This is a genomic window from Cytophagaceae bacterium, assembly GCA_016722655.1.
GTDB lineage: Bacteria > Bacteroidota > Bacteroidia > Cytophagales > Spirosomataceae > Leadbetterella.
Genome location: JADKIR010000005.1, coordinates 966769 through 991220 on the forward strand (window position 1 = coordinate 966769; position 24452 = coordinate 991220).

21 protein-coding genes are annotated in these 24452 nt (G+C 35.3%); 16 read left to right on the top strand and 5 right to left on the bottom strand.

Translation table 11 applies throughout. The annotated features are described in order from the left end of the window. Positions 1-291: 291 nt before the first annotated feature. A complete protein-coding gene (locus IPP61_20090; protein MBL0327427.1) occupies positions 292-1065 on the bottom strand; it encodes a T9SS type A sorting domain-containing protein in 774 nt (257 codons plus the stop codon). Between the two features lie 31 nt (positions 1066-1096). Here IPP61_20090 and IPP61_20095 point away from each other — a divergent pair, with 31 nt between their 5' ends. Continuing rightward, the gene (locus IPP61_20095; GenBank protein ID MBL0327428.1) at positions 1097-1330 is read left to right on the top strand and encodes a hypothetical protein; all 234 of its coding nucleotides are present in this window, start codon (positions 1097-1099) and stop codon (positions 1328-1330) included. A gap of 105 nt (positions 1331-1435) precedes the next feature. Here IPP61_20095 and IPP61_20100 read toward each other — a convergent pair whose 3' ends face one another. Beyond that, the gene (locus tag IPP61_20100; GenBank protein MBL0327429.1) at positions 1436-4333 is read right to left on the bottom strand and encodes a hypothetical protein; all 2898 of its coding nucleotides are present in this window, start codon (positions 4331-4333) and stop codon (positions 1436-1438) included. A 206-nt stretch (positions 4334-4539) separates the two neighbouring features. After that, positions 4540-4839, bottom strand: coding sequence for a winged helix-turn-helix transcriptional regulator (locus IPP61_20105; GenBank protein ID MBL0327430.1), 300 nt, complete (start codon positions 4837-4839; stop codon positions 4540-4542). A gap of 189 nt (positions 4840-5028) precedes the next feature. Between IPP61_20105 and thrA the strand changes: the two genes are divergently transcribed. From thrA to IPP61_20125, 4 genes are read left to right on the top strand one after another with little or no spacing between them, the layout of a single operon-like run. Then, entirely contained in the window at positions 5029-7488 is a 2460-nt protein-coding gene (thrA, locus tag IPP61_20110; protein MBL0327431.1) for a bifunctional aspartate kinase/homoserine dehydrogenase I, read from the top strand. Between the two features lie 5 nt (positions 7489-7493). Then, a complete protein-coding gene (locus IPP61_20115) occupies positions 7494-8423 on the top strand; it encodes a homoserine kinase (GenBank protein ID MBL0327432.1) in 930 nt (309 codons plus the stop codon). Positions 8424-8435: 12 nt separating this feature from the next. After that, on the top strand, positions 8436-9038 hold the full coding sequence (locus IPP61_20120) for a DUF4254 domain-containing protein (GenBank protein MBL0327433.1): 603 nt from the start codon (positions 8436-8438) through the stop codon (positions 9036-9038). Beyond that, positions 9035-10099 carry a glycosyltransferase family 9 protein gene (locus IPP61_20125; GenBank protein MBL0327434.1) on the top strand — a complete coding sequence of 355 codons (1065 nt, stop codon included), beginning with the start codon at positions 9035-9037 and terminating at the stop codon, positions 10097-10099. Before IPP61_20120 ends, IPP61_20125 begins: the two co-directional genes overlap by 4 nt. A 26-nt stretch (positions 10100-10125) precedes the next feature. Here IPP61_20125 and IPP61_20130 read toward each other — a convergent pair whose 3' ends face one another. Next, positions 10126-11544, bottom strand: coding sequence for a peptidoglycan synthetase (locus IPP61_20130; GenBank protein MBL0327435.1), 1419 nt, complete (start codon positions 11542-11544; stop codon positions 10126-10128). 139 nt (positions 11545-11683) lie between these two features. On the opposite strand from IPP61_20130, the gene IPP61_20135 reads away from it, so the two are divergent. The 4 genes from IPP61_20135 (at position 11684) to IPP61_20150 (ending at position 15918) form a co-directional block, all read left to right on the top strand. Continuing rightward, positions 11684-13138, top strand: coding sequence for an arginine decarboxylase (locus IPP61_20135; protein ID MBL0327436.1), 1455 nt, complete (start codon positions 11684-11686; stop codon positions 13136-13138). A gap of 370 nt (positions 13139-13508) precedes the next feature. Next, positions 13509-13922: an FdtA/QdtA family cupin domain-containing protein gene (locus IPP61_20140; GenBank protein ID MBL0327437.1), complete on the top strand. Its 414-nt coding sequence runs from the start codon at positions 13509-13511 to the stop codon at positions 13920-13922. After that, positions 13922-15016 carry a DegT/DnrJ/EryC1/StrS family aminotransferase gene (locus IPP61_20145; GenBank protein MBL0327438.1) on the top strand — a complete coding sequence of 365 codons (1095 nt, stop codon included), beginning with the start codon at positions 13922-13924 and terminating at the stop codon, positions 15014-15016. The genes IPP61_20140 and IPP61_20145 overlap by 1 nt, the downstream gene beginning before the upstream one ends. Then, positions 15013-15918, top strand: coding sequence for a glycosyltransferase family 2 protein (locus tag IPP61_20150; GenBank protein MBL0327439.1), 906 nt, complete (start codon positions 15013-15015; stop codon positions 15916-15918). Before IPP61_20145 ends, IPP61_20150 begins: the two co-directional genes overlap by 4 nt. Here IPP61_20150 and IPP61_20155 read toward each other — a convergent pair. Further along, entirely contained in the window at positions 15915-17066 is a 1152-nt protein-coding gene (locus IPP61_20155) for a putative C-S lyase (GenBank protein ID MBL0327440.1), read from the bottom strand. The two genes, IPP61_20150 and IPP61_20155, sit on opposite strands and share 4 nt — an antisense overlap. 218 nt (positions 17067-17284) lie before the next feature. On the opposite strand from IPP61_20155, the gene IPP61_20160 reads away from it, so the two are divergent. From IPP61_20160 to IPP61_20190, 7 genes are all read left to right on the top strand, one after another. Continuing rightward, positions 17285-17647: a hypothetical protein gene (locus IPP61_20160; protein ID MBL0327441.1), complete on the top strand. Its 363-nt coding sequence runs from the start codon at positions 17285-17287 to the stop codon at positions 17645-17647. Positions 17648-18024: 377 nt separating this feature from the next. Then, positions 18025-19392 carry a histidine--tRNA ligase gene (locus tag IPP61_20165; GenBank protein MBL0327442.1) on the top strand — a complete coding sequence of 456 codons (1368 nt, stop codon included), beginning with the start codon at positions 18025-18027 and terminating at the stop codon, positions 19390-19392. Further along, a complete protein-coding gene (mltG, locus tag IPP61_20170) occupies positions 19385-20422 on the top strand; it encodes an endolytic transglycosylase MltG (GenBank protein MBL0327443.1) in 1038 nt (345 codons plus the stop codon). Before IPP61_20165 ends, mltG begins: the two co-directional genes overlap by 8 nt. Further along, complete coding sequence (locus tag IPP61_20175; protein MBL0327444.1) at positions 20422-20829, top strand: acyl-CoA thioesterase; 408 nt, start codon at positions 20422-20424, stop codon at positions 20827-20829. Before mltG ends, IPP61_20175 begins: the two co-directional genes overlap by 1 nt. A gap of 1 nt (position 20830) precedes the next feature. After that, entirely contained in the window at positions 20831-21778 is a 948-nt protein-coding gene (locus IPP61_20180; protein MBL0327445.1) for a YihY/virulence factor BrkB family protein, read from the top strand. A gap of 300 nt (positions 21779-22078) precedes the next feature. Beyond that, the gene (locus IPP61_20185) at positions 22079-23329 is read left to right on the top strand and encodes a cation:dicarboxylase symporter family transporter (protein MBL0327446.1); all 1251 of its coding nucleotides are present in this window, start codon (positions 22079-22081) and stop codon (positions 23327-23329) included. Between the two features lie 49 nt (positions 23330-23378). Beyond that, a complete protein-coding gene (locus IPP61_20190) occupies positions 23379-24434 on the top strand; it encodes an SMP-30/gluconolactonase/LRE family protein (protein MBL0327447.1) in 1056 nt (351 codons plus the stop codon). The last annotated feature ends 18 nt before the right edge of the window (positions 24435-24452 follow it).

The following is a 24452-nucleotide window of genomic DNA, read 5'->3' on the forward strand; positions in this document are numbered from 1 at the left end:
CTGAATTCAAAAATCGCCCCAACTGTAAAAATGATTTTTTTACATGTATATAATTTGATGCCTGGAATTTTTCAGTTTACACTATTTTCATTTTTTTTCAAAAAAAAAGTCCTGAAATTGACTTTCAGGACCAAAATTCTATCGGATATGATTTTTATGGTGCATACTTATTTGAACCAAAGTCAGCGATAGACCCTGTCTTCAGTGTGAGATTTTTCACACTACCCATTTTATTTAATATTGGCTTCTTGTATTCGCTTTTGTTTGATATTTTTTTCATAATCGTGGTTTTTAAAGGTTTTTAATGATTCGTGACGTGATGGTCTGATTGTTTTTCATTTTAAGCTGCAAAATGAGTTCCCGAGATTTAAATCCGGAAATATCAATTCCATCGGTGGTCGGGTGAGTTTCCCCTAAATATTCACCGTTGATTTTATGAACTACCACTGAACTGATATCCTCAGTTTTGATGTTTTCAAATCTCACAAAATCCTGTGTGGGATTAGGATAAAAAACCGCCAATGCTTTTCCGTCAAAATTCACATTGATCATTTTTGAGTAATCCTCAGTGCCATCCTTGTCAACCATTTTAAGCCTGTAATAATTATTCCCGGCAAAAGGTTTTTCGTCAATAAAACTGTATTCATTTTTTTTAGATTCAAATCCTGCACTTTCTATTCTGCCAATACTTTCAAAACCTCTTGCGTCTTTACTTTTTTGAACCACAAAATGAGAGAAATTGGTCTCTGAGGCGGTGGACCAAAGGATGGAGATGGATGCGGGTTTATTTTGGGTTGTAAAATTGGTTAAATTGACAGGCAATGGAACTGACCCAGTAACTGATAATGATTTCAATCTTAAATGTCCTCCTGAAGCAGTTCCATTATAACCATAAATTTTAAAGACAATCGGTGCTCCATTATTTATAAAATTAATTGGTATTGAAAAAGGAGTATCTGTTGTTCCAGATAAAGAATTTACCGCAGTAAAAACTTCAGCGTCTCCACTATTTTGATAAGATACTACAATATTTGCAGGTCCAGTGGCTGTTCTTTGCAAAGTCATTTCAAAATTTGTCACATTTAATTGATGGGTAATGGATGGGGTAAAAGTAAAAGTTAGAAATTTCAAATTATCTAGAGTCGTTGTAAGCCCCCAAGAACTACTATTTAATGTATTAGCAGTTGGGCCAGAAGCTGCTGGAACCCCTAAGGACCCTGATCTTGTTAAAACCGTAGAACTTGAATTTGATGCTACAGAACCCACCGGAACAGAAGATTCATTACCTAACATTCCAGCAAAATTGTATGACAAAATTGTTTGTGAATAACAATTTCTCCCAATAATTAAAAATAATAGAAGTAAACTTTTTTTCATAATCTGTTTTACTTTAAGGTAATTAAAGGTAATAAATTTAAATATTATTTAAAAAAAATTAATCACATCCACCATTTTGAGCTTTAAAAACAACACCTTTTTCTGCAATAAACCCAGGTTTGAGCTCAATACTTGGTGCAAAATACTGAATATTAGACGAATTACCAATGATATTAGTCACAACAATTTTACCATCTACTTTTGAAGCAAAAACATCTCCTATTTGATTTAAATAATCATCTGTTGGGCTTTCAAGAGTAATTAAATTAGAACAAGGTGACAAAACAGGCCTTATATAATACTCAAATTGTGAAATTGTAGCATAATGATCCGAAGTTGTTGAACCATAATTAGCAATGATTGGCCTGTAACTTGTTACTGAGTTTGTCTTATATTTAAATCCGGAATGTTTATTCATAAATTCATCAGACAAAATTTGATGATCTATATAATCAGAAAAGGTTCCGGTACTAGCACATCCAATTGCACTAAAAACATCGGTAATAGGAAACCAAAAAGGATTGGGCCTCACACTATTTAAAAGTGTGTCTGAAGGATTTTGGTGTAAAAATGGAGCGTAGGTACTGGCATGACCACCCACATAGATTGATTGATCCAAATCGTCATTCAAATCTCCCAACACCATTGTTTTGCGTGAAGGATACTGGGCTTGAAGCGTATCATATAATACTTTTACGTCAAACTTCCTTCTTTCATAATCTTCTGCTGCTGAGCCTGATTTCGCATGTAAACCGACAAATAATATTGTGTCCTTTTTGCCGCCTATATCTATCCCTGCCATAAATTGAAAAGGTAATCTTCCAGAACCCCAAAACTGCGATTTTCTTCCGGTTGGAGGGTAAGACGCCAATGCCATGGAATCAAGCATGGGTCTGGAAAATATTTTACTAACAATTTCTTTTTTGTAAATTACACAAACTCTTTGACCAAAAGGATCGGGAGCGTCGATATAAGAATAAGAATAAGCTGAAGAACATTCGCCGGTGTAGGTATTGGCTCCATGAGCTGTATTTAAGCCTTCAATCAATTTGCCGAAAGATGTAGTATTGTCTTCTGGATCAGCAGCATTATAACTACATATTTCCTGCAACATATATACATCGGCGTGAGCATTATTTAAAACTGTGATGCAATTATTTAATTGTAATGCTTCATTGGTAGGCCCAAAACCTGTATTTCCCAACCATTCCAAATTCCAATTGAAAATATCAAGCTTATCCGGGGCCTCGGTATAACTGGTTACTCCACATCCCCCGCTTGGCAAACAAGGAACTGAACTTTCCTGAAAATCACTTAAATATCTCGGGAAAATTTGAGTCTTATTTGCACTACCTGTTGCATTTACAAATCTACCAATCACCCCGACTATGTCTTGCGTGATATTTGGTATGCCGGCTCCAATGATGGAAACCGCCCCTGCATCGATTCTTATCTCTGAAAATCCCTGAGCATTACAGGCACTCAAATTGTAATTGGTGCCTGAAATAAATGTACCGTAGTTTAATACATTTATGCTCTTTATTTTTACTAATTTCCCTTCATTAATATTCAAAAACGCAGTCAAAGTGGTGTCAGTAGGTGGATTGTTTGTATCAAATTCCATAGGGGAATCCACAACGCCTCCGGCAATTTTATCAAAACAAGTTGTGGAAACGATTTCCGCTTCGCCATTAAACCTGGTCGGTATTCCGGTTAAACTAACCCAATCGCCCAATTTTAGTGAATTTGTTGATACAATATTGGATTGAAATATCGCAATTCCGCCTGTTGAATCTTGTAAATAGAATTTATTTGAACCAAAAACACCTGTCACTTTTCCTTTAATTGTGTATGGAACTAGACCAGTATAACTGGATTGGATAGGGATTGTCCGTCTAACTGAATCAATATCGATAGGTGTTCCACAAAACAATCCGTCAGAAACTCTGCCATCTAACTTAATATTCAAATTAGTAGCTCCTCCCCCATCGTGAACAATATTAAAACCAGTGCCACCATAAACTCCAACGTTTAAATTTGATTTTAATCTGGTAAAAATTTGAGTTTGTGTCAATGAATTATCAGCATAAGCCAAAGTGAGGGTATCGCCAAAACCTGAACTTTCATTTAACGATATTTCAAAATTTGCCGGTGCTTTTAGCCCGATATTTCCGGTTGCAGGTGTTAAATTAATACCCGTTAATGCATAATTATTTGGAACCGAAGGACCATTATTAACCAAATAATTGATATCTGAAATAGTTCTTTTGGTAGTAAGCAATGTTGGAGAAGTATTAGCTTCGCCGATGAGCTTTACATCATCTATTAGCCAAAGTTCAAAAGTTGAATTGTTTTTTATGGAAATTCTGAAATAAAGGTTAGGGACTGAGGGTAAATCGGTTAAGACAATTGAAGAGTGACCATTCGCAATCAAACCGCCACCAGAGGCTGTAAAGGAACCAAAATTGCCGGCACCGCTATAAAATCTTGAAGCAACACCTGTTGCATCAAATTTCCAGCAAGCATTATTTGATGTAGCATGACCTTTAACCTCAATTTCCTTGTAATAGTTAATACCATCAACACTGCATAAAACTTCGAAAACATCGGATGATTCGATACCATTGGTAGATGTCGTGGTTGAATAAGAAGCCAATTTGAGGTTAAATTCTATGTTTTTTTGATACAGGGTATTTACAGGGCTTAAATCAAAAATTAAAGTACCATTGTTGACTCCGAAACTCTGTAAACCAGAATTAAAAAGATTCGCTGAGGCAGGCCTTCCTGAGGATGAATTTTGTCCACTTTGAATACTTCCACCGGTTCCGGAAACTGTATAATTCCATGCGGGACTAGCAGGTGCAGCCTCAAAATCTTGTTGAGAGATAATGGTTTGGGAAAAAACAGAATATAAAGAAAATACAAATCCAAAAAGGGTAAGTAAAGTTTTTTTCATTGACGAAGAAGTATATTTTTCAGAGAACTTGTTAAGTTCCACAAACTTAAAAAAAAGACGTGGAAACTTTTAGGTTTCAGTATTAAATAATAGTAAAATTTTTATACAAATGTTAGAAAAACAGGTAAGTAAATTTGTTGCTTTAAAAAATTCCATTTTAACGGCAACAAATTCATTTAAAAAAATTAAATTATAACAATTATAAATCAATTCTGCCCTAAAGGAATCCTAAACCTTGGTTTTTCAATGGCTTCGGGTTTAAACTGGCCAAACCAATGATTGATTTCGTCAAAAACAGTCAGGTTGATCGCATAAATCACAAACTGTCCTTTCTTTTTTGAACTAACCAGGTCGGCTTGTCTCAACAGATCCAAATGATGCGAAATGCTGGGTTTCGACATATTAAATCGCTCTGAAATCTCTCCTGCCGACATTTCTCCCAATCTCAAAATCTCAAGTATTTCCCTACGAGTAGAATCATTCAGAGCCTTGAAATATTTATCCATAAATAAAATTTTTAATTTGTTTATTTCTACAAATAACTAAATAAATATTTAAAAATAAAAAAAATACCACTTTTTTTTCCTACATAAACTCAAAACAACATTTCAAGCTTAATAAATTGGTATATTTGTATTTTGGAATGCCTGTTTACACAGTTGGCAGTTTTTGAAATTTTTTATAATTCGTTTTAAATGAAAGTCCTGAAATTTGGAGGCACTTCGGTAGGCTCAATAGAAAGTATTCAAAAGGTAATTGAAATCATAAATCATAACCTAAAAAACAATGAATCAATTGCTGTGGTTTATTCGGCAATGGGCGGAGTAACCAATAAATTGATTGAATCCGGCCAAATGGCAGCCAAAAATGATACACAATATTTAGAAATTCTTAAAAATATTGAAGAACGCCATATCCATGCTATCAGGGCATTAGTTGACGTAAAATCTCAATCCTCCATTATTGCCAGAATCAAAGGTTTATTTAATGAACTGGAAGACCTTTTGAAAGGAATCACTTATCTGAGAGAAATCAGTAATCGCACACTCGATCTCCTGGTAAGTTTTGGGGAGAGGCTTTCTACACAGATTATTGCATACACCTTACAGTCGCAAGGTATTGATTCTGAATACATTGACGCAAGAGAGATTATCAAAACCAATAGTAATTATGGTTATGCTGAGGTTGATTTTCCTAAAACTGATGCATTGATTAAATCAAGAATTTCAGAAAATAAAAAAGTATATTGTGTTACCGGTTTTATCGGGTCAAATGACGAAGAAATCACGACTACCCTTGGCCGTGGTGGATCTGATTATACCGGTTCTATTCTGGGAGCTGCTTTGGAAGCATCGGTTATTGAAATTTGGACCGACGTCAACGGCATGATGACCGCTGACCCCAGAAAAGTAAAAAATGCATTTTCTATTCCCGAAATTTCATATTCTGAGGCAATGGAACTGTCGCATTTCGGTGCAAAAGTTATTTACCCGCCCAGTTTGGTACCTGCCTTTCAAAAAGATATTCCAATTAAAATCCTGAATACTTTTCAACCGGAACATATTGGAACAACGATTGGCAGACATTACGTACAAAGAAATCATTCTATCACTGGAATTTCGTCCATTGACGACATCTCATTGGTAAATCTTCAGGGTAATGGTATGATAGGAGTTGCGGGTGTTTCTGCGAAGCTTTTTGGTATTTTGGCTGAAAATAAAATCTCCGTTATTCTGATTTCCCAGGCTTCTTCTGAGCATTCAATATGTTTTGCAATCGATCCAAAATCTTCTGAAAAAGTACAGGAAATACTGGAGCAAGGATTTAAAACTGAAATCCATAATGGTGATATTGAGAATATTAACATCCAGCAAAATCTATCGATAATTGCGGTTGTAGGTGAGGGCATGAAATCCACTTCTGGTACTTCCGGAAAACTGTTTTCTGTTTTAGGTAAAAACGGGATCAACGTTGTGGCCACTGCACAGGGTTCTTCCGAGCTCAACATCTCAGTAGTAATCAGAAAAAAAGATATCAGTAAAGCTCTCAATGCTATTCACGAAACTTTTTTTGAGGTTGACGGATTCACCCTGCATCTGTTTTTACTGGGCCCAAGTGGATTAATTGGAAATACGCTTTTAAAACAGATTTCCCAGCAAGCCAAATATTTGAAATCAGAAAAAAATCTGAATCTAAAACTTACCGGTATTGCCAACACTAAAAAAATGCTTCTAAATCCTAATGGGATAAAAATAAACCATTGGGAAAAAAGTCTGGATACCGAAGGCGAAATGGTAAATTTAAGTGAGTTTATCGCGGATATACAGGCAATCAACCTTGCAAACAGTGTTTTTATCGATTGTAGTGCCGACAAAGACATCGTCCAATATTATTATCCTTTGCTAGACAGCAGCATTTCAGTGGTCACACCCAATAAAGTTGCCAATTCAGGGCCATATTCACAATATCAGGCTTTGCAAAATATTGCAAAAAAACGAAATGTGAAATTTCTTTATGAAACCAACGTAGGTGCAGGTTTGCCTTTGATAAATACTCTTCAGGGACTGATAAACAGTGGTGACAGAATACATAAAATAGAAGCCGTATTGAGTGGCACTCTTTCCTATATTTTCAATACGTTTTCACCCGAAAAAAGTTTTGTTGAGGTAGTGAAAGAAGCAAAAGCTAAAGGTTATACCGAGCCTGACCCACGGGATGACCTCAATGGGACGGATGTTGCCAGAAAAATTCTGATTTTAGCAAGGGAATGTGGCTTTCCGCTTGAATTTGAGGAAGTAGTTATTAATCCTCTTTTGAGTAAGGAAGCCTTGAATGCCAAAAATGTGGAAGCTTTTTATGACCAATTGGAAAAGGAAAATGAACAATACGCCCAAAAAGTAAATGAAGCAAGTAAAAAAGGCGAAGTACTGAGATTTATTGCCAAACTCGAAAATGGCAAAGCGAGTATCGGCCTTACTTCTGTTGGTAAAAGCCATCCATTTTTCAATTTAGCCGGCTCTGAAAATATAGTATCATTTACCACAGAAAGGTATTTCAACAACCCATTGGTCGTAAAAGGCCCGGGTGCAGGAGCAGAAGTAACTGCTATGGGAGTTTTCGCAGATATAATAAGTTTAAGTAGTTTTTTAGCATAAAATAAGTGGATACAATTAGAGTTTTCGCCCCTGCAACGGTAGCCAATGTGGCTTGTGGATTTGATATTTTTGGCTTGGCGGTAGATAATCCCGGCGATGAAGTCATCGTAAAAAAACGCAATGATAACCAAATCGTGATTCAGGAAATCACGGGTGACAATGGAAAACTCACTTTTGACCCTAATAAAAACACTGTAACTGTACCTATTATCAAGTATCTGGAGCACCTCAACAAAAACACAGGTTTTGATGTGATATTACACAAAAAAATGCCTTTGGGTAGTGGCCTCGGAAGTAGCTCAGCGAGCTCAGTGGCAGGTGTTTTTGCGGTAAACCAACTCCTCAATCAACCTATTCCAACTAGAGAACTGCTTCAGTTTGCGATGGAAGGGGAAAGAATTGCCTGTGGCTCAGCACACGCTGACAACGTGGCTCCTGCCCTGATGGGTGGTTTTGTGGTTATCAGATCATACTCTCCACTTGATTTTTTCAATGTAAGCACACCTGAGGAATTATTTGTCACTATTGTACATCCTGATATTGAAGTCAATACCAAAGATGCCAGATACATCCTCAAAAATGAGGTATCTTTGAAGAAAGCAATTTCGCAAATGGGAAATGTGGCCGGAATGATAGCTGGTTTAATTTCAGGTGATTATAGTTTAATTTCGCGTTCGATGGTTGATCTAATTATTGAACCGGTTCGTTCAATTTTGATCCCTCAATTTTTTGAAGTAAAAATGGCTGCCATTGAAGCAGGGGCACTTGGATGCAGCATTTCGGGTGCTGGCCCATCAATATTTGCTTTTTCAAAAGGCAGAGAAACCGCAGAAAAAGTGGCAATTGCTATGGCTAAAGAATTTCAGAAAGTGGAAATAAAAACCAATGTGTTTGTTTCTCCCATCAACACCATAGGACCAAAGATTTTAGATTAAGACTAGTTTTTTATGAAAGCTAAAAACATAAATGAGATTTTCAGATCAGCCATTGCTGATTACCATCTCACTGACCATGTGGATGCCAGTATGCCACAGAGATTTGAAAATGAGAAATTTTCTACACTTTTATATTTAAAAAATTGGATTGACACAGTTCAATGGCACCTGGAGGACATCATCAGAGATCCCGAAAATGACCCTAAATATCTGGTAGAAATAAAAAGAAGGATTGATGCCTCCAACCAACATCGGACTGACACTGTTGAGCAAATTGATGAATACCTTTTTGAGCAATTGAAAGAAACAAAAACTGATTCTGCCGCAAAAATGAACTCCGAAACGCCAGCCTGGCTATTGGATCGCATGTCGATTTTACAGTTAAAAATCTATCATTTTGAAGATCAGTTAAAAAGAAATGACCTGAATGATGAATTGAGAAAATCAGTTAGTCATAAGCTTTCTGTATTGAAAATTCAGGAAGGCGACCTGGAAACCTGTTTTGATGAATTGATGGAAGATTTGAAATCAGGAAAAAAATACATGAAATTGTACAAACAGATGAAAATGTACAATGACCCCAATCTCAATCCGGTATTTTATAATAAAAAATGAAACCGCCTAAAAACATCTTGGTTTTCAGGTTTTCGGCTATGGGCGATGTAGCCTTGACCTTGGTGGCATTTAAAATCTTACTCGAAAAATATCCCCAAACACAAATTAACTTAGTCACAAGATCAAAATTTTCTGTTTTTTTCGAAAATCAAAAAGGTATTTCTGTGATATCGGTTGACTTCGAAAATTATAAGGGAATATTCGGACTTTATAATTTATACAAACATCTAAAAACTTTTAGTCCGGAGATTGTTTTTGATTTACACCAAAATATCCGTACTTTTTTTTTGAAAGTTTTTTTTCGTTTTTCCGGTATAAAATCTTTCACGATGGACAAAGGAAGACAAGAAAAACGTGCTTTAATTTCAAACAAAATATTCAAAAAATTACCACACACAGTTCAAAGATACTTAGATACATTTTCTAAAAGTGCTCATTTTGAAAACTTGATTTTTGATAATAAAAAAACACAAGTATTTGATTTTCAGGCAAAAAACTACCCTGAGGTAAATGAATTCTTACAAAATTTTTCAGAAAAAAAACTAATAGGAATTGCCCCTTTTGCCCAGCACAAGGGAAAAATTTGGCCAATTGAAAACTATCGTATCCTTTGTGAAAATATTAAATCATCTTTTCCTGATTCGGAAATACTAATATTCGGTGGGGGGAAAAAGGAAAATGAACTAATTGATTCAAACTTGTCAAAAAGTGGAAATAATATGGTAGGTAGATTTTCATTAATTGAAGAGATTTACCTTATTTCCAATCTTAAATTGATGATAACAGGCGACAGTTCCAACATGCATTTTGCGGCTATGGCGGGCATTCCTGTAATCAGTATTTGGGGTGCCACACATCATTTCGCAGGATTTGGTCCGATTTTTCAACCAGAAGAAAACTTAGTAGAAATACCCAAAGAAGAACTAACCTGCAGACCTTGCTCAGTATATGGGAACAAGCCCTGCCAAAGAGGCGATTACGCCTGTTTAAATTGGATTACCCCTGAGATGGTTCTTGAAAAATCAAAAAAAATTATTGAATTAAATCAGAATCATCCTTAATTAACCCAAAAAGCTCTCTGTTTGACTTATTTGGATATATTTTTAATTTCAGGCAATTCTTCTTTTACAGGCAAAGCCAATATTTCCTCAGCAAATTTAGGAAGATCCATACCTCCAAAAGTACCAGAAGACATCATTAAAAGATTGGAGTGGAACCAGTTTTGTCCTTTTAAGAAATTCACCAAATCTTCCTGTTTTGTAAAAACTTTCAGGTCTTCTCTCCCAAAATATTTCCTGATATCATCAATCGACAATTCCGGCATTTTTTTCATTTCCAAAGTATGAGGAGAGAAAAATACAACTGCCACATCGGCATCGTCTAATTTTTGAGAATATTGAGGTAAAAAGTCTTTATTGAGACTGGAATATGTATGCAATTCATAACAGGCAATCAACCTTCGGTTATCAAAAAGCTCTTTGGTGGCATTGGTGGTGGCACCAACTTTACTTGGAGCATGAGCAAAATCCCGGTAAATTATAGTATTATTATTTGAACCCAGTGTTTCTAACCGTTTGGCCGCACCTTTAAAACTCTTAATAGCCTCATAAAACATCTCTTCTGTAATTCCGATTTGATCCAATATGATTTTTGCCCCCTGAAGGTTTTTCATATTGTGTTCTCCGAAAATAAACAGCGGAACATCTCCACCAGCTGTTTCCAGATGAACCCTGCCATTTACAACTTTGTATGGATGCTTTTCGTATGGGAATTTTAAAATACCATCATGCTCTTTTTCACAGACCTCTTTTAAAACTTTGTCAGTTTTATCATATAACAAAACGCCTGACTTTTCCATACCATTGATGAGGTCTTCAAAGGCTTTAACATAACTTTCAAAAGTAGGAAATACATTGAAATGATCCCATGCAACGCCACTAATAAGCGTAATATGTGGGTGATAAAATAAAAACTTAGATTTCATTTCAATGGCCGAAGACAGATATTCATCCCCCTCAATTACAATTACTGGGGCGTCTTCTGTCAGCTTTACCATCAGGTCAAAGCCCTCAATCTGAGCTCCGACCAAATAGTCAAAATTACGTTTATGAAAGGCCAAAACATGCAAAATAATACTCGTAATGGAGGTCTTTCCGTGGCTACCGGCTATTACAATTCTCTGTTTATTTTTGGACTGTTCATAAATATATTCAGGAAAAGAATAAACTTTTAAGCCTAATTCAGTGGCTCTTAAAAGCTCCGGATTGTCTTTTCTGGCATGCATACCCAGAATTATGGCTTCCAGATCTGAATTTATTTTCTCAGGAAACCAACCAAACTTTTCTGGCAAAATTCCGGCCTTTTCAAGTCTTGATTTTGCAGGTTCATAGATTTCATCATCCGAACCACTTACCTGATAGCCTTTTGAGGCCAATGCCAAAGCCAGGTTGTGCATTACGGCACCACCTACCGCAATAAAATGTATTTTTCCGAGCTTATCTGCCATATTTTTTAATAAATAATGCTATTTCTTCTCAATAAAACAATTATTGTTATTCTATGAAAAGCTTATTTGCAAAGTTCTAAAAATTATGTCAATTTTGCACGAAATTTTTCCAAAAGCCTGAGTGCTGTATTCAAAATAAATGAAAAGATACATCGATTTGATTCAACAAACATTTGAATTCCCTACCCGCGAATTCGGTGTTGACCAATCAAACAACTTACTGTTTAATAATGTACCCTTGATGGATGTCATCAAAAGATACGGTACTCCATTGAGAATCACATACTTACCAAAAATTGGTGAACATATTGAGCACTCAAAGGTTCTTTTCAAAAATGCGATGAAAAAATACAATTACAAGGGTAGTTATACTTATTGTTATTGTACCAAATCCTCACATTTCAAGTTTATTTTGGAAACCGCCCTAAAGTACAACATACATTTAGAGACTTCCTCGGCATTTGATATGCCTTTGTTAAAGACCCTTTACAAAGAAGGAAAAGTTTCGAAAGACACCTTTATTATCTGTAACGGGCACAAAATGCCGCAGTATTTGGAATATATCACAGAGTTTTTAAACGACGGATTTACCAATTGTACTCCGGTATTGGACAATCTGGGTGAAATTGACTACTATCTTGAAAATGTAAAAGCTGAAAATGTAAATCTGGGTATAAGAATTGCTACTGATGAAGAGCCCACCTTTTCATTTTATACTTCCAGATTGGGAATCAGATATAAAGATGTTGATGACCTTTACAATGAAAAAATCAAACCAAATCCAAGGTTTAAGCTCAAAATGCTACATTTTTTCATTAATTCTGGAATAAAAGATACCGCATACTATTGGTCGGAGCTTACAAGGTTTATGTTTAAATATTGTGAACTCAAAAAAATATGCCCTGAACTTGACTCCATTGACATCGGTGGCGGTATGCCTATTCAGACTTCGATTGTCTATAATTTTGATTACCAGGCAATGGTAGATGAAATTATTGAAAATATTCAGTGGATTTGCCATAAAAACAATGTACCGGTACCTAACATTCTTACTGAATTTGGAAGCTATACAGTAGGCGAAAGTGGGGCCATTTTGTATAAAATCATCGATCAGAAACAACAAAATGATCGCGAGCTTTGGTATATGATTGACGGCTCGTTTATCACTCAATTGCCTGATTCATGGGGAATTGGCCAAAAATACATCATGCTTCCGGTAAATAATTGGGATGCACCTTATACCAAAGTTAACCTGGGTGGATTGACCTGTGACTCTGCGGATTATTATAACACAGAGTCACATTCTGAAGACCTTTATATGCCAATGGTTGACGACAATAATACGGAAGAGGAGCAATATATTGGTTTCTTCCATACGGGTGCTTATCAGGAGTCTCTGGGTGGCTATGGAGGTATTCAGCATTGTTTGATTCCGGCCCCAAAACATGTTTTGATTGATTATGATGAAAATGGAAATCTTTGTACCGAACTTTTTGCTCCTGAACAAAAAGCTGACACCATGTTGAAAATTCTGGGTTACAAGACTGAAAGAGCAAAACCAGAGCCTCTGACATCTTCAGAGTTGAATCATTAATTTAGGCATAAAAATTGTACTGTTGAAAATATACTATTAGGATATTTAAAACGTTAAAACCAGAAAAAAATCGATGAAAACAAAAATTGCACTTATAGCCTTTTGTTCGATGGTGCTTTTCGCTTCATGCAAAAAACAACCTTGCCCCGCTTACGGTAAAAATACCAAAGAGCTTAAAACCGCCATAAAACATACTGTATAAGGTAAAACCGATTTCTTAAAGGTTTATTAATACTCTGCTTTTGAATCAATAATAATATTAGGTTTCTATATTATTTATTGAAAATTGTTATTTTTAAAGAATTTTAATCTTTAAAAATTGGAAAAAAAGTAAAAATCCCTGTTATTGCAATTCAATAGGATTTTATTAATGGCCAACATCATCAAACTTAAGTCTGTAGAAAGTCAGGATGGAATACTCTCGGTGTTTGAGCATTTGATGCCCGGGCATATAGAAAGAGTGTATTTTATTTATGGGGTGCCCGAATTCAGGATTCGTGGCGGTCACAGGCATCATACCACCTGGCAGGGTTTAGTTTGTCTCCACGGCTCATGTAAAGTTTATGTTCAGGAAAGTTATCATTCCGATGAGACCTTTAATTTAGACGATCCACAAAAATGCCTTCTTCTCAGACCAAATGACTGGCATCAAATGTATGACTTCTCAGATGATTGTATTCTTTTAGTTATGGCGAATAAAAATTACGACCCTAAAGATTATATTGATGAAGCCTACAAACAGGAAAAAATCATAACTTTGAGTGACGTTTTTAATTCACTTTAATGAATATTCCTTTTTTTCCTTTAAAAAAACTCAATGAACCGTACCATTCCGAATTCAAAGAAATTTTTGAAGAGTTTCTGGATTCAGGATATTATATACTTGGCGAAGGGGTTAAGTCATTTGAATCTGAATTTGCCAACTATTGTAATGCGAAACATGCTATAGGAGTAGCAAATGGCCTGGATGCACTCGAAATGATTCTGGAGTCCCTGGAGTTACCTGAAAATTCAGAAGTGATTGTTCCTGCCAATACCTATTACGCTTCTATTATTTCTATCATAAATGTTGGCTTAAAGCCTGTTTTAACAGAGCCTAACTATCATGATTACCTTCTCAATTCTGAAGAAGTAATAAAAAATATCACGAAAAATACAAAGGCTATAATGGCGGTAAACCTTTATGGTAAAATGTGCGATTATGATGCTCTAATAAAGATTTGCAATGAAAATAATTTGTATTTAATAATTGATGCTGCTCAAAGTCATGGTGCAGAATATCATGGCAAAAAACATATTCAGGAAGCAATAGCCACAGCTTACAGTTTTTATCCAACAAAAAATCTGGGGGCTCTATCTGATGCCGGAGCAGTCATAACTGATATCGAAGATGTTTTTGAAAAAATAATAAAACTGAGGAATTACGGTTCAAAAACCAGATACAATTTTGAGGTGATAGGGCGAAACAGCCGATTGAGTGAATTACAGGCAAAACTCTTGAGCTTAAAACTCAAACATCTTGATAATGAAATTATTAAAAGGAGAGAAATTGCTGACTTTTATCTTAAAAATATCCAAAACCCTTATATCATACTGCCTGAAAATGACACTGTTTTTGAGGATTCGTGGCACCTTTTTGTTGTAAAAGTTCAAAATAGGGAAAAGTTTACTCAATATCTAAAAGACTCTGGAATTGGCTATGATATTCATTATCCCAAAGCCCCTCATCATCAGGAAGCTTTAAAAATGTACAAAGATATATCACTCCCGGTTACAGAAAAACTACACCAGGAAGTTGTAAGTATTCCAATAAATTCCGCCCTAGATAATGAAGAAATTTCATATATTTCGGATAGAATCAACAAATTCACCTTATGATTGATTTTTCAGTTGTAATTCCGGTTTTTAATGGTGCCAAAAGTATCAGTCAACTAGTAGAAAGTATAGAAAAAGAATTTTATGAGAAAAAATTTGAAATCATACTTGTAAACGATGGCTCAAAAGATAATTCTGCAGAAGTATGTAAAGAAATAGCTCATTCCAAAGAGAACATAACTTTTGTCAATCTCCGTAAAAACTTCGGTGAATTTAATGCAGTAATATGTGGACTAAGCTATGTAAAAGGCAAATATGGAATAATTATAGATGATGATTTTCAGAATCCCCCTTGTCAAATCCTCAAACTAATTGACAAAGCCGAAGAAGGGGATTACGATGTAGTTTATAGTTATTATGAAGAAAAAAAACATCATTGGTTTAGAAATATTGGTAGCAAAATGGTCAATTACCTCACAACATATTTGCTCAAAAAACCCAAAGATTTATATCTGAGCAGTTTTAAATTGATTAAAAAAGAGGTAATTGACGAAATCATAAAATTCAAACTCCACAATCCATATATTGATGGACTGATTTTTCAGGTTACCGATAATGTAGGCCGGCAATTGGTTGAGCATCATTCCAGACGTGACGGGGAATCAAATTATTCTTTGAGAAAACTTATCTCTCTTTTTCTTACTATTATTTTTGGCTATTCATTGTTGCCACTGAGACTTACATTTCTTGCCGGCTTTTTCTCAATTCTTTTTTCCCTTTTTTACATGCTTTTATATGCACTTTCTGTTATTCCGGAATGGGGCTCCCCTATCGTAATATTCATGTGTGGAGTAATTTTGTGTGCATTGGCTTTGATTGGTGAATATCTGGGCAATACTTACCTCCTCAATAGTGGCAAACCACAATACATTGTTAAATCGGTTGAAAAGAAAAAAGTAGATTAAGCGTTTTTTACTTCATTTACAGTTTTTCGGATTCTCTTTATAGCCTCAACTAAATTAACTTTTTGTGTGGCAAAGTTTAACCTGAAAAAGCCTTTCCCTCCAAAAACCGTTGCATCTTGTACACCCACACCATTTTTTTCGAGTAGTTCTACAAAATTGTCTGTACCAACATTTTCGTAATTAATCCAGGCCAGGTAAGTTCCTTCCAAAGGTTCCATACTTAAGCCATCTATTTTGTTTATTTCTTCTAAAATAAATTCATGATTCTTCTGCAAATAGTCGATCAATTGCGAATGCCAATCTTCAGCCTCAGAATATGCGGCAAGTGCTGCTAGATTTGCAAAATCAGTAGGCATTGGAGCAATGCCGTATCTGAATGCCGAAAATTTCTTTCTTAAATCATCATTAGGAATCACCGCAACAGTACAACCCAAACCGGCAATATTGAAAGTTTTACTTGGCGACAGCAGGGTAATACTTTGATTTTCAATATCTTTATTTAATGATGCAACACTAATATGTTTTTGGTTTGAATCCATCAAAAGATCGCAATGAATTTCATCAGAACATAGTATCAGATTATGTTTTATGCAAAAATCAGAAAGTTGATTAAGTTCTTCTGTCGAAAAAACTCTGCCATTGGGATTGTGTGGGTTACAAAGCATATACATTTTAACCTCAGGTCCACATTTTTTTTCCATCAGGTCAAAATCCATCACCCATTTATCATTTTTTCTGGTAAATGGCACATCAACGAGGGTTCTGTTTTTACCCGATGCCGCATCTAGAAATGGTCTGTAAACCGGAGTTGAAGTCATAATAGAAGCTTGATGGTCCGATATACAACCTGCAGCAGTTAACAATCCCGGAATCATTCCCGGCAGCCACACCAACCACTCCTTTTCTATAATCCAATTGTGCTTTTCCGCCATCCTTTTCACAAAAACCTCCTCTAGTTGCTCAGGAATTCTGGCATAACCAATAACACCAAAATCAACAATGCCTGCCAGTGCTTTTTTAATGGGTGCCGCCACTTCAAAATCCATATCGGCAACCCAAAGTGGTAACACGCCTTCGGGATATTTGTCCCATTTGTAGCTATTGGTATTTGTGCGGTCAATTTTCTTGTCAAAATCAATCAAATCCATATTTTTTTATCTTCAAAACTTTCAAATAATTGTATTTGCTAAAAATTCGATTTTTTCTAAAACAATCCAAATTTTATTTTTTTCATAAAGTATTTATTCCAAAATCGTGTAAAGAATTAACAAAAATCATGAAAACGACCTTAAAAAGCCCAAATTGAGCATATTTCTTTTCAAAAAAAATCGTAATTTTGTAATCAGGATTAAATGTGCTTTCAATTATGCAAATAAAAGATAAAAAAACTGCCGGTCAAAAAATGGTTAAAAAGATGAGTCTTGAAACCAAATGGAGATTGACCTCAATTAGTAGTTATGTAGTTCTTGCTTTAGGATTAATATTTTTCAATGAATCTTTTTTCAGACTTCGTGGTGGATATGATACTACCACCTGGTTGTTTTTTGGAGTGATCAGTTCTATGATATTTTTTTTCGGTCTGGCAATTTTTGGAAAATCAATAATTTATAAGAGCGAAATCAGGTCAAAGAAAATCTGGAAAGAAAAACAAAAAGCACTGAAAAAGAGAAAAATTGAATTTAAAACTGCTAACGAAAAGCTAACTATACAAAAAAACCCTCAAAGTTGAGGGTCTTGATTTGGATCTAAAATATCTTATTGAGCTTTTAGTTCTTCAATAGTAACTTTCTTAATATCAGGTCTCAAAGTCAACCTTTTGATAGCAGAAATTTTATTATTGGCCACAGCTCTGTTTTTACGACCTTTTCTTTTTAATTGAGTAACTCCCATTTCCAGATATGTTTAAAATTCTTTAACTCAAAATTTCGAGGTGCAAAGATATGTAAATATTGATCATTTCCCCAAAAGTTTTTAAAAAAAATAGGAGATTTTTGATTTGTTAATGGGTTTCAACACTCCATTCTATTAATTCATCACATTTTTGCATATTTATAAAACCTCATGTCTTATTTTTGCAGATATTTTTTTTGAAGAAAACATTTAAATATGTCAAAACCCAGTCTGGCTAGAGGAACTCGCGATTTCGGCCCTGAAATAATGGTCAAACGTAGTTTTATTTTTGAACAAATTAAAAAAGTATATCAAAAATACGGATTCCTCCCGCTGGAAACTCCTGCCATTGAAAACCTTTCAGTTTTGATGGGGAAATATGGCGAAGAAGGCGACCAGTTGCTTTTTAAAATCCTTAATTCCGGTGATTTTGCTAAAGATTTGACAGGAGAAGACTTAGAAAAAGGCTCAAAAGAAATGTTGAAAAAAGTTTCAGAAAAAGGCCTCAAATATGACCTGACTGTGCCTTTTGCGAGATATGTGGTTATGAACAGGCACCAGCTTGCTTTGCCTTTTAAACGATATCAGATCCAACCTGTTTGGCGGGCAGACAGACCACAAAAAGGACGGTACAGGGAATTTTATCAATGTGATGCTGATGTCGTTGGTACCGAATCGCTTATATGTGAGGCTGAAATTGTAGCAATGCTTCACGAAGTTTTTGAAAATCTGGGAATAACTGAATTTGTAATAAAAATCAATAACCGGAAAATCCTGAGTGGGATTACGGAGGTGATTGGTGCCAAAGGAAAAGAAACCGATTTATGTGTTGCTATCGACAAAATTGACAAAATTGGGAAGGAAAAAGTAGAAGATGAGCTACAGGAAAGAGGTTTTAGTGTTGAGAATATTTCGAAATTACAGCCCTTATTTGCTATTACAGAAGCGGGGGACGTAAATTTTGAGGAATTAAGGAATTGGCTTATTAATTCTGAAATCGGACTGGCGGGTGTTCAGGAACTGGAACAAATCTGGCAACTTACTTTTGCATTAGGCTTAAAAAATGCAAAAATCGCCTTTGACCCTTCATTGGCACGCGGTCTGAGTTATTATACGGGAGCTATTTTTGAAGTTAAGGCTTTGAATGTGGCAATTGGAAGTATATCTGGTGGTGGCCGCTACGATAACCTAACCGGAACATTTGGAATGCCTGGTCTATCGGGTGTGGGTATTTCGTTGGGTGTTGACCGTATTTATGATGTAATGGAAGAATTGAAAATATTTCCGGAACATCTGGCACATTCTTCAACCAAAGTCATGGTGACCAATTTTGGAGAGGACACTTTACCCAAAAGCCTGGAAATTTTGGCAAAATTGAGAGCCGAAAATGTCAACGCTGAAATATATCCTGACACCTCCAAAATGAAAAAACAATTTGAATATGCCGACAAAAAAGCAATTCCTTTCGTTTTGATTGTGGGTTCAGACGAAATTAAGAAAGGAGAATATACCTTGAAAAATATGCTTTCAGGAGAACAGTCAAGCCTGAAAATTGAACAAATTATTGAAAAACTAAATGTTTAAAAACAAAAAAATCTTTGCCTATGCAGTCGTAATCGTTTCAACGCTGGCTGCAACATTTGCCTTTTATTTCTGGCAAGTAGCTTATAGTCCTAACCTTAACGTTGACGGTAAGGAGAAATTTGTGCTCTATATTCCAAAAAACTCAAGCTACGAGTCGGTATTGGATACATTACACAAACATAAAATTATAACTGACGAGGTAGCTTTTGGCTTTATCACCAAAAGAATGGGATACCGGGAGAATATCAAAACCGGCCGATATGAAATTCCACCTAATTCCGGCAATAAAACCATCATTTCTAAACTAAGAAAAGGTGACCAGGATCCTGTAAAGCTTACTTTCAACAACATCAGGACCAAGGAAGATTTGATTAAAAAACTGGGCAAAAAACTTGATTTTGACACCAATGAGCTATTAAATAAACTTAATGACCCTGCAGCATGTGAAAAACTAGGCTTTTCACCAGAAAATGTAATGGCCATGTTTTTGCCTGACACCTACTTTATTTATTGGGATACTTCGGTTGAAAAGTTTATCGATAGAATGCACGATGAATATAAAAAGTTTTGGAATGAAGAAAGATTGGCAAAAGCGGACAAAATAAACATGACACCGGTTCAGGTGGCAGTGATGGCATCGATCGTACAAAGTGAAACCAACAAAAAAGACGAAATGCCAGTTGTCGCAGGTGTTTATGTTAACCGTATCGCCCAAAATATGCCTCTACAGGCTGACCCTACGGTTAAGTTTGCAGTAGGCGATTTCAGTATCAAAAGAATCCTGACCAAGCACCTCAGCATTCAATCGCCCTACAATACCTATATTAATACCGGTTTGCCTCCCGGCCCTATAGCATTACCCGAAAGAGTAGCATTAGAGGCGGTTTTGGATTATCAAAAGCACAATTACACTTATTTTTGTGCTAAAGAAGATTTTTCGGGATATCATAATTTTGCCGAAAATTATACTGATCACCTTAAAAACGCTGATAAATACCAAACCGCTCTTGATCAAAGAGGAATAAAATAATGTATAGTGCCGACACCACATACAGGGTAAGATACGCCGATGTTGACCAGATGGGCTTCATGTATTATGGCAATTATGCCCGACTTTTTGAAATTGGAAGAGTTGAAGCTTTACGATCATTGGGCGTAAGATATAAAGAATTGGAGGAAAATGGCGTTTGGATGCCAGTTTATGAAAATTTTTCAAAGTATATAGAACCTGCAAAATATGACGATCTGCTTACATTAAAGGTAAGTTTGAAAGAAATGCCAAGGGTTAGAATTGTTTTTCATTGTGAAATTTTTAACGAGGAAAACAAATTAATCCATAAAGGACATACTACCTTGGTATTTTTAAATTCCGAAACCCAAAAAATTACGCTTTGCCCTGAAGTTATTACTAAAAAACTCAAAGTTTTTTTTGAATAATATGCTCAGATTGCCCAAAAGAAATATCGCCATCGACAAACTCAAAGATAAATTACAGAATATTTACATTCTGAATACAACGATTTCCTTATATATTTTTCTGGCAATTTTATATAAAAAAATCATCAACTTCGACATTGATCAACGGGCAGCAGCGGTTTCATTTAGTTTTATGCTGGCTATTTTCCCTGGCACCTTGTTTTTATTTACTTTGATTCCATACATTCCTATACAGCAACTCGATGTGTTGATACTTGATTTTTTAAAAAACCTGATGCCCATGGGTCTTTATGATGCTGTGTCGGGTACAATCGTCGAAATTGTAAGCAGGCCCCGAGGAGATATATTGTCTTTCGGTTTCTTGTTTGCCCTATTTGCAGCTACCAACGGCATGATGTCATTGATGCGGGCGTTTAATATGGCATTGAAACAAAGAGAAAAACGCTCTTATTTTAAAGCCCGTTGGATTGCATTTATTCTTACCGCCTTATTGGTTTTTGTACTTTTACTGGCGATTATCATTTTAATTGTTGGAAAACTAAGCCTTGAATTTATGATTTCAAAAGGCCTGGTTGAAGAAAATTTCAACGTTACCGGTATAAACCTTTTGGGTTATATTTCTATCTTTTTAATATTTTTCCTGGGTATTTCCAGTATTTATTATTTCGCTCCTGCCATTAAAAAACGATTGAATTTTTTCAATTTCGGGGCTGTTTTTGCCTCGATACTTTGTATTCTGGCTACTAACTTGTTCTCTTATTATTTACAAAATTTCAATTCTTATAACCGGCTCTATGGTTCCATTGGCACTTTGATAGCGGCTATGGTATGGTTGTATCTAATATCTTTGATTTTGATACTTGGCTTTGAAGTTAATATTAGTTTAAGAGGAGCCATGAAACGAAGCATAAAAAAAACACCGCAGCAATCAGGTGCCTCCGGTGTTTAAAAATAAACCTTAACCCATAAAAAAATATTTCAAACATTTAAATCATATTAACTTAACCGCCAAAACTGTTCCAACAACAAAATCATATCTATTTAATTATCAAACGGTATTATACATTATACTTTTTTTTCAATCTCTTCCATTTTATGGAATATTATCTGCGAATAAATAAAGAATCCTGAAATTCTTGTGCCATTTTCTATTTTCCCAATACTTCTGTTAACTTGCGTTCTTAATACCTGACCTTAATGCCATTCTTTCAGGAAGTTTTTAAAATAAAAGCTTCTTAATTTAATAAAAATGAAAAAACTAATTTCAAACCTTACATTTTGGGTGCTTACCTCAATTGCGACTGGGGCAATTTTAGGCCACATTTACCCGGAAAAGGCCGTTGAATTCAAATGGCTGGGAACCTATTTTATTGAAATCGTCAAACTATTCATTTATCCTATAATTTTTCTAACTATCACGTTGGGAATCAGCGGCATGGGCGACTTGAAAAAAGTAGGAAAAGTAGGAGGAAAAGCCTTAATATATTTCGAAGTGGTCACGACTTTTGCCCTGGTAATTGGAATTATCGTTGCCTATGTAATCAAGCCGGGTGAGGGAGTGATCGCCCAAAATCTTTCTGTTGCAGACGTAAGCCAATATACCAGTAAATCAAAGACATTTAGCTGGTGGCAATTCCTGAAAGACAATCTCACCATTCAGGTTTTATTATTCTCAATAGTCTCAGGTATTGTTTTGAGTAAAATAACACATAAAACCAGGGCGATTGGTATTTTATCCATTATTTCAAAATACGTATTCAAAGCCCTTCATTTTGTCATGTTTTTGGCACCTTTGGGTGCATTTGGAGGCATGGCATTTACCATAGGAAAGTACGGAATTCATACCCTGATTCCATTAGGCAAACTAATGCTTTCGGTATATATCACAATGGGTTTATTTATTTTTATAGTTCTAAATTTAATTTTGAAATATTACAAACTTAGAATATGGAGTTTTTTGAAATATATCAGAGAAGAACTTCTGATTGTATTAGGAACATCTTCTTCTGAGGCTGCATTGCCATCACTGATGGAAAAGCTGGAAAGAATGGGCTGTTCAAAATCAGTTGTTGGTCTGGTTGTACCAGCCGGATATTCATTTAACCTCGATGGCACTACGATTTATTTGTCAATGGCTACCATTTTTTTAGCACAAGTTTATGGAGTTACATTGACCATTGAACAAATGTTGACCATCATCGGGATTTTGATGGTTACTTCAAAAGGTGCTGCAGGAGTAACAGGAAGCGGTTTTGTGGTATTAGCTTCTACCCTATCGGCTATAAAAGTAATTCCTATCGAAGGTTTGGCATTGTTGCTTGGTGTTGACCGATTTATGTCGGAAGCCCGTGCGATAACCAATTTTATAGGAAACGGAGTAGCTACTTTGTGGATTTCGAGAAATGAAAATGAATTGGATATCAAGAAAATGAATTACGCCTTTACACATATCTCCGAAACTGAAGATATTTTTAAAGATAATTTTAATATAAAAAATTAATTTTCAACGCTTTAATTTTAAAAAACTTAAACTGTCATATAATATTCAGATGAAAAAGTCACAAAAAATTCTTTTTGCCTTCCTGGCAATTTGCTGGCTGATATATTTTACTTATAAAACTATAAGCGTAAATGGTATTTTCGAAAAAATCACCCAAATAGGAGATTTTACTTCTTCAGTAATTATCTCAGAACCGGGTATAGAGGATATTACTATTGACCAGAAATCAAAACTGGCTTTTTTTAGCTCTCATGACAGGCGGAATCCGGAGAGTTTTGGTAAAGTATTAATGGCTGACTTAAAAACGGATTCGATTGTTTTTAAAGACCTTACCACAAAACTTAACTTAAAAGAATTCAGGCCTCATGGAATTTCGTTTCTGGAACTAAAAGATAAACGAAAATTCCTTTTCGTGATTTCACATGGAAAAGAGAAACACGATATCCTTAAATTTGAAATTTTGGCTGATAGCCTTAAATATTTAAACCGTTATTCCAGTTCTGAGTTTGTATCTCCTAACGACATTCTGGCTGTGGGAGAAAATCAATTTTTTATAACCAATGATCATAATTCACGTTCAAGATGGAAAGTATTTCTTTATGATTTTTTCAGAATACCTACAGGGAATGTGGTTTTCTTTGATGGTAACAGGGCAAAAAAAGCCTCTTCAAGTATTGTTTACCCAAATGGAATTAACATTTCAGATGATGGCACTAAAATATTTGTTACCAGCACTTTGGAAAAGAAATTATTTGTTTTCAATCCCGCCGCATCAAACCAAACATTGGAATTGGTAGCCGAAGCACCTATGAAATATGCACCTGATAACATAGAAAAAAACGCTGAAGGGAAACTTATCATCGCCAGCCATCCAAAAACTCTGGCTTTTATGAACCACAGGAAATCAGAAAATAACCTAAGCCCTTCGGCAATTATTGAAGTAAATACCGATAATATAAATTCTCAGCGTATTTTGTACCTGGATGCCGGAAGTCAGATCTCTGGATCAAGTGTGGCGGCTCCATTTATTAATAATAATGGACAAAATTGCCTATTGGTAGGATGTGTTTTTGACAGAAAGATTCTTTTGTTAAAAGAAAAATAATTGAATAAAATTAAATTT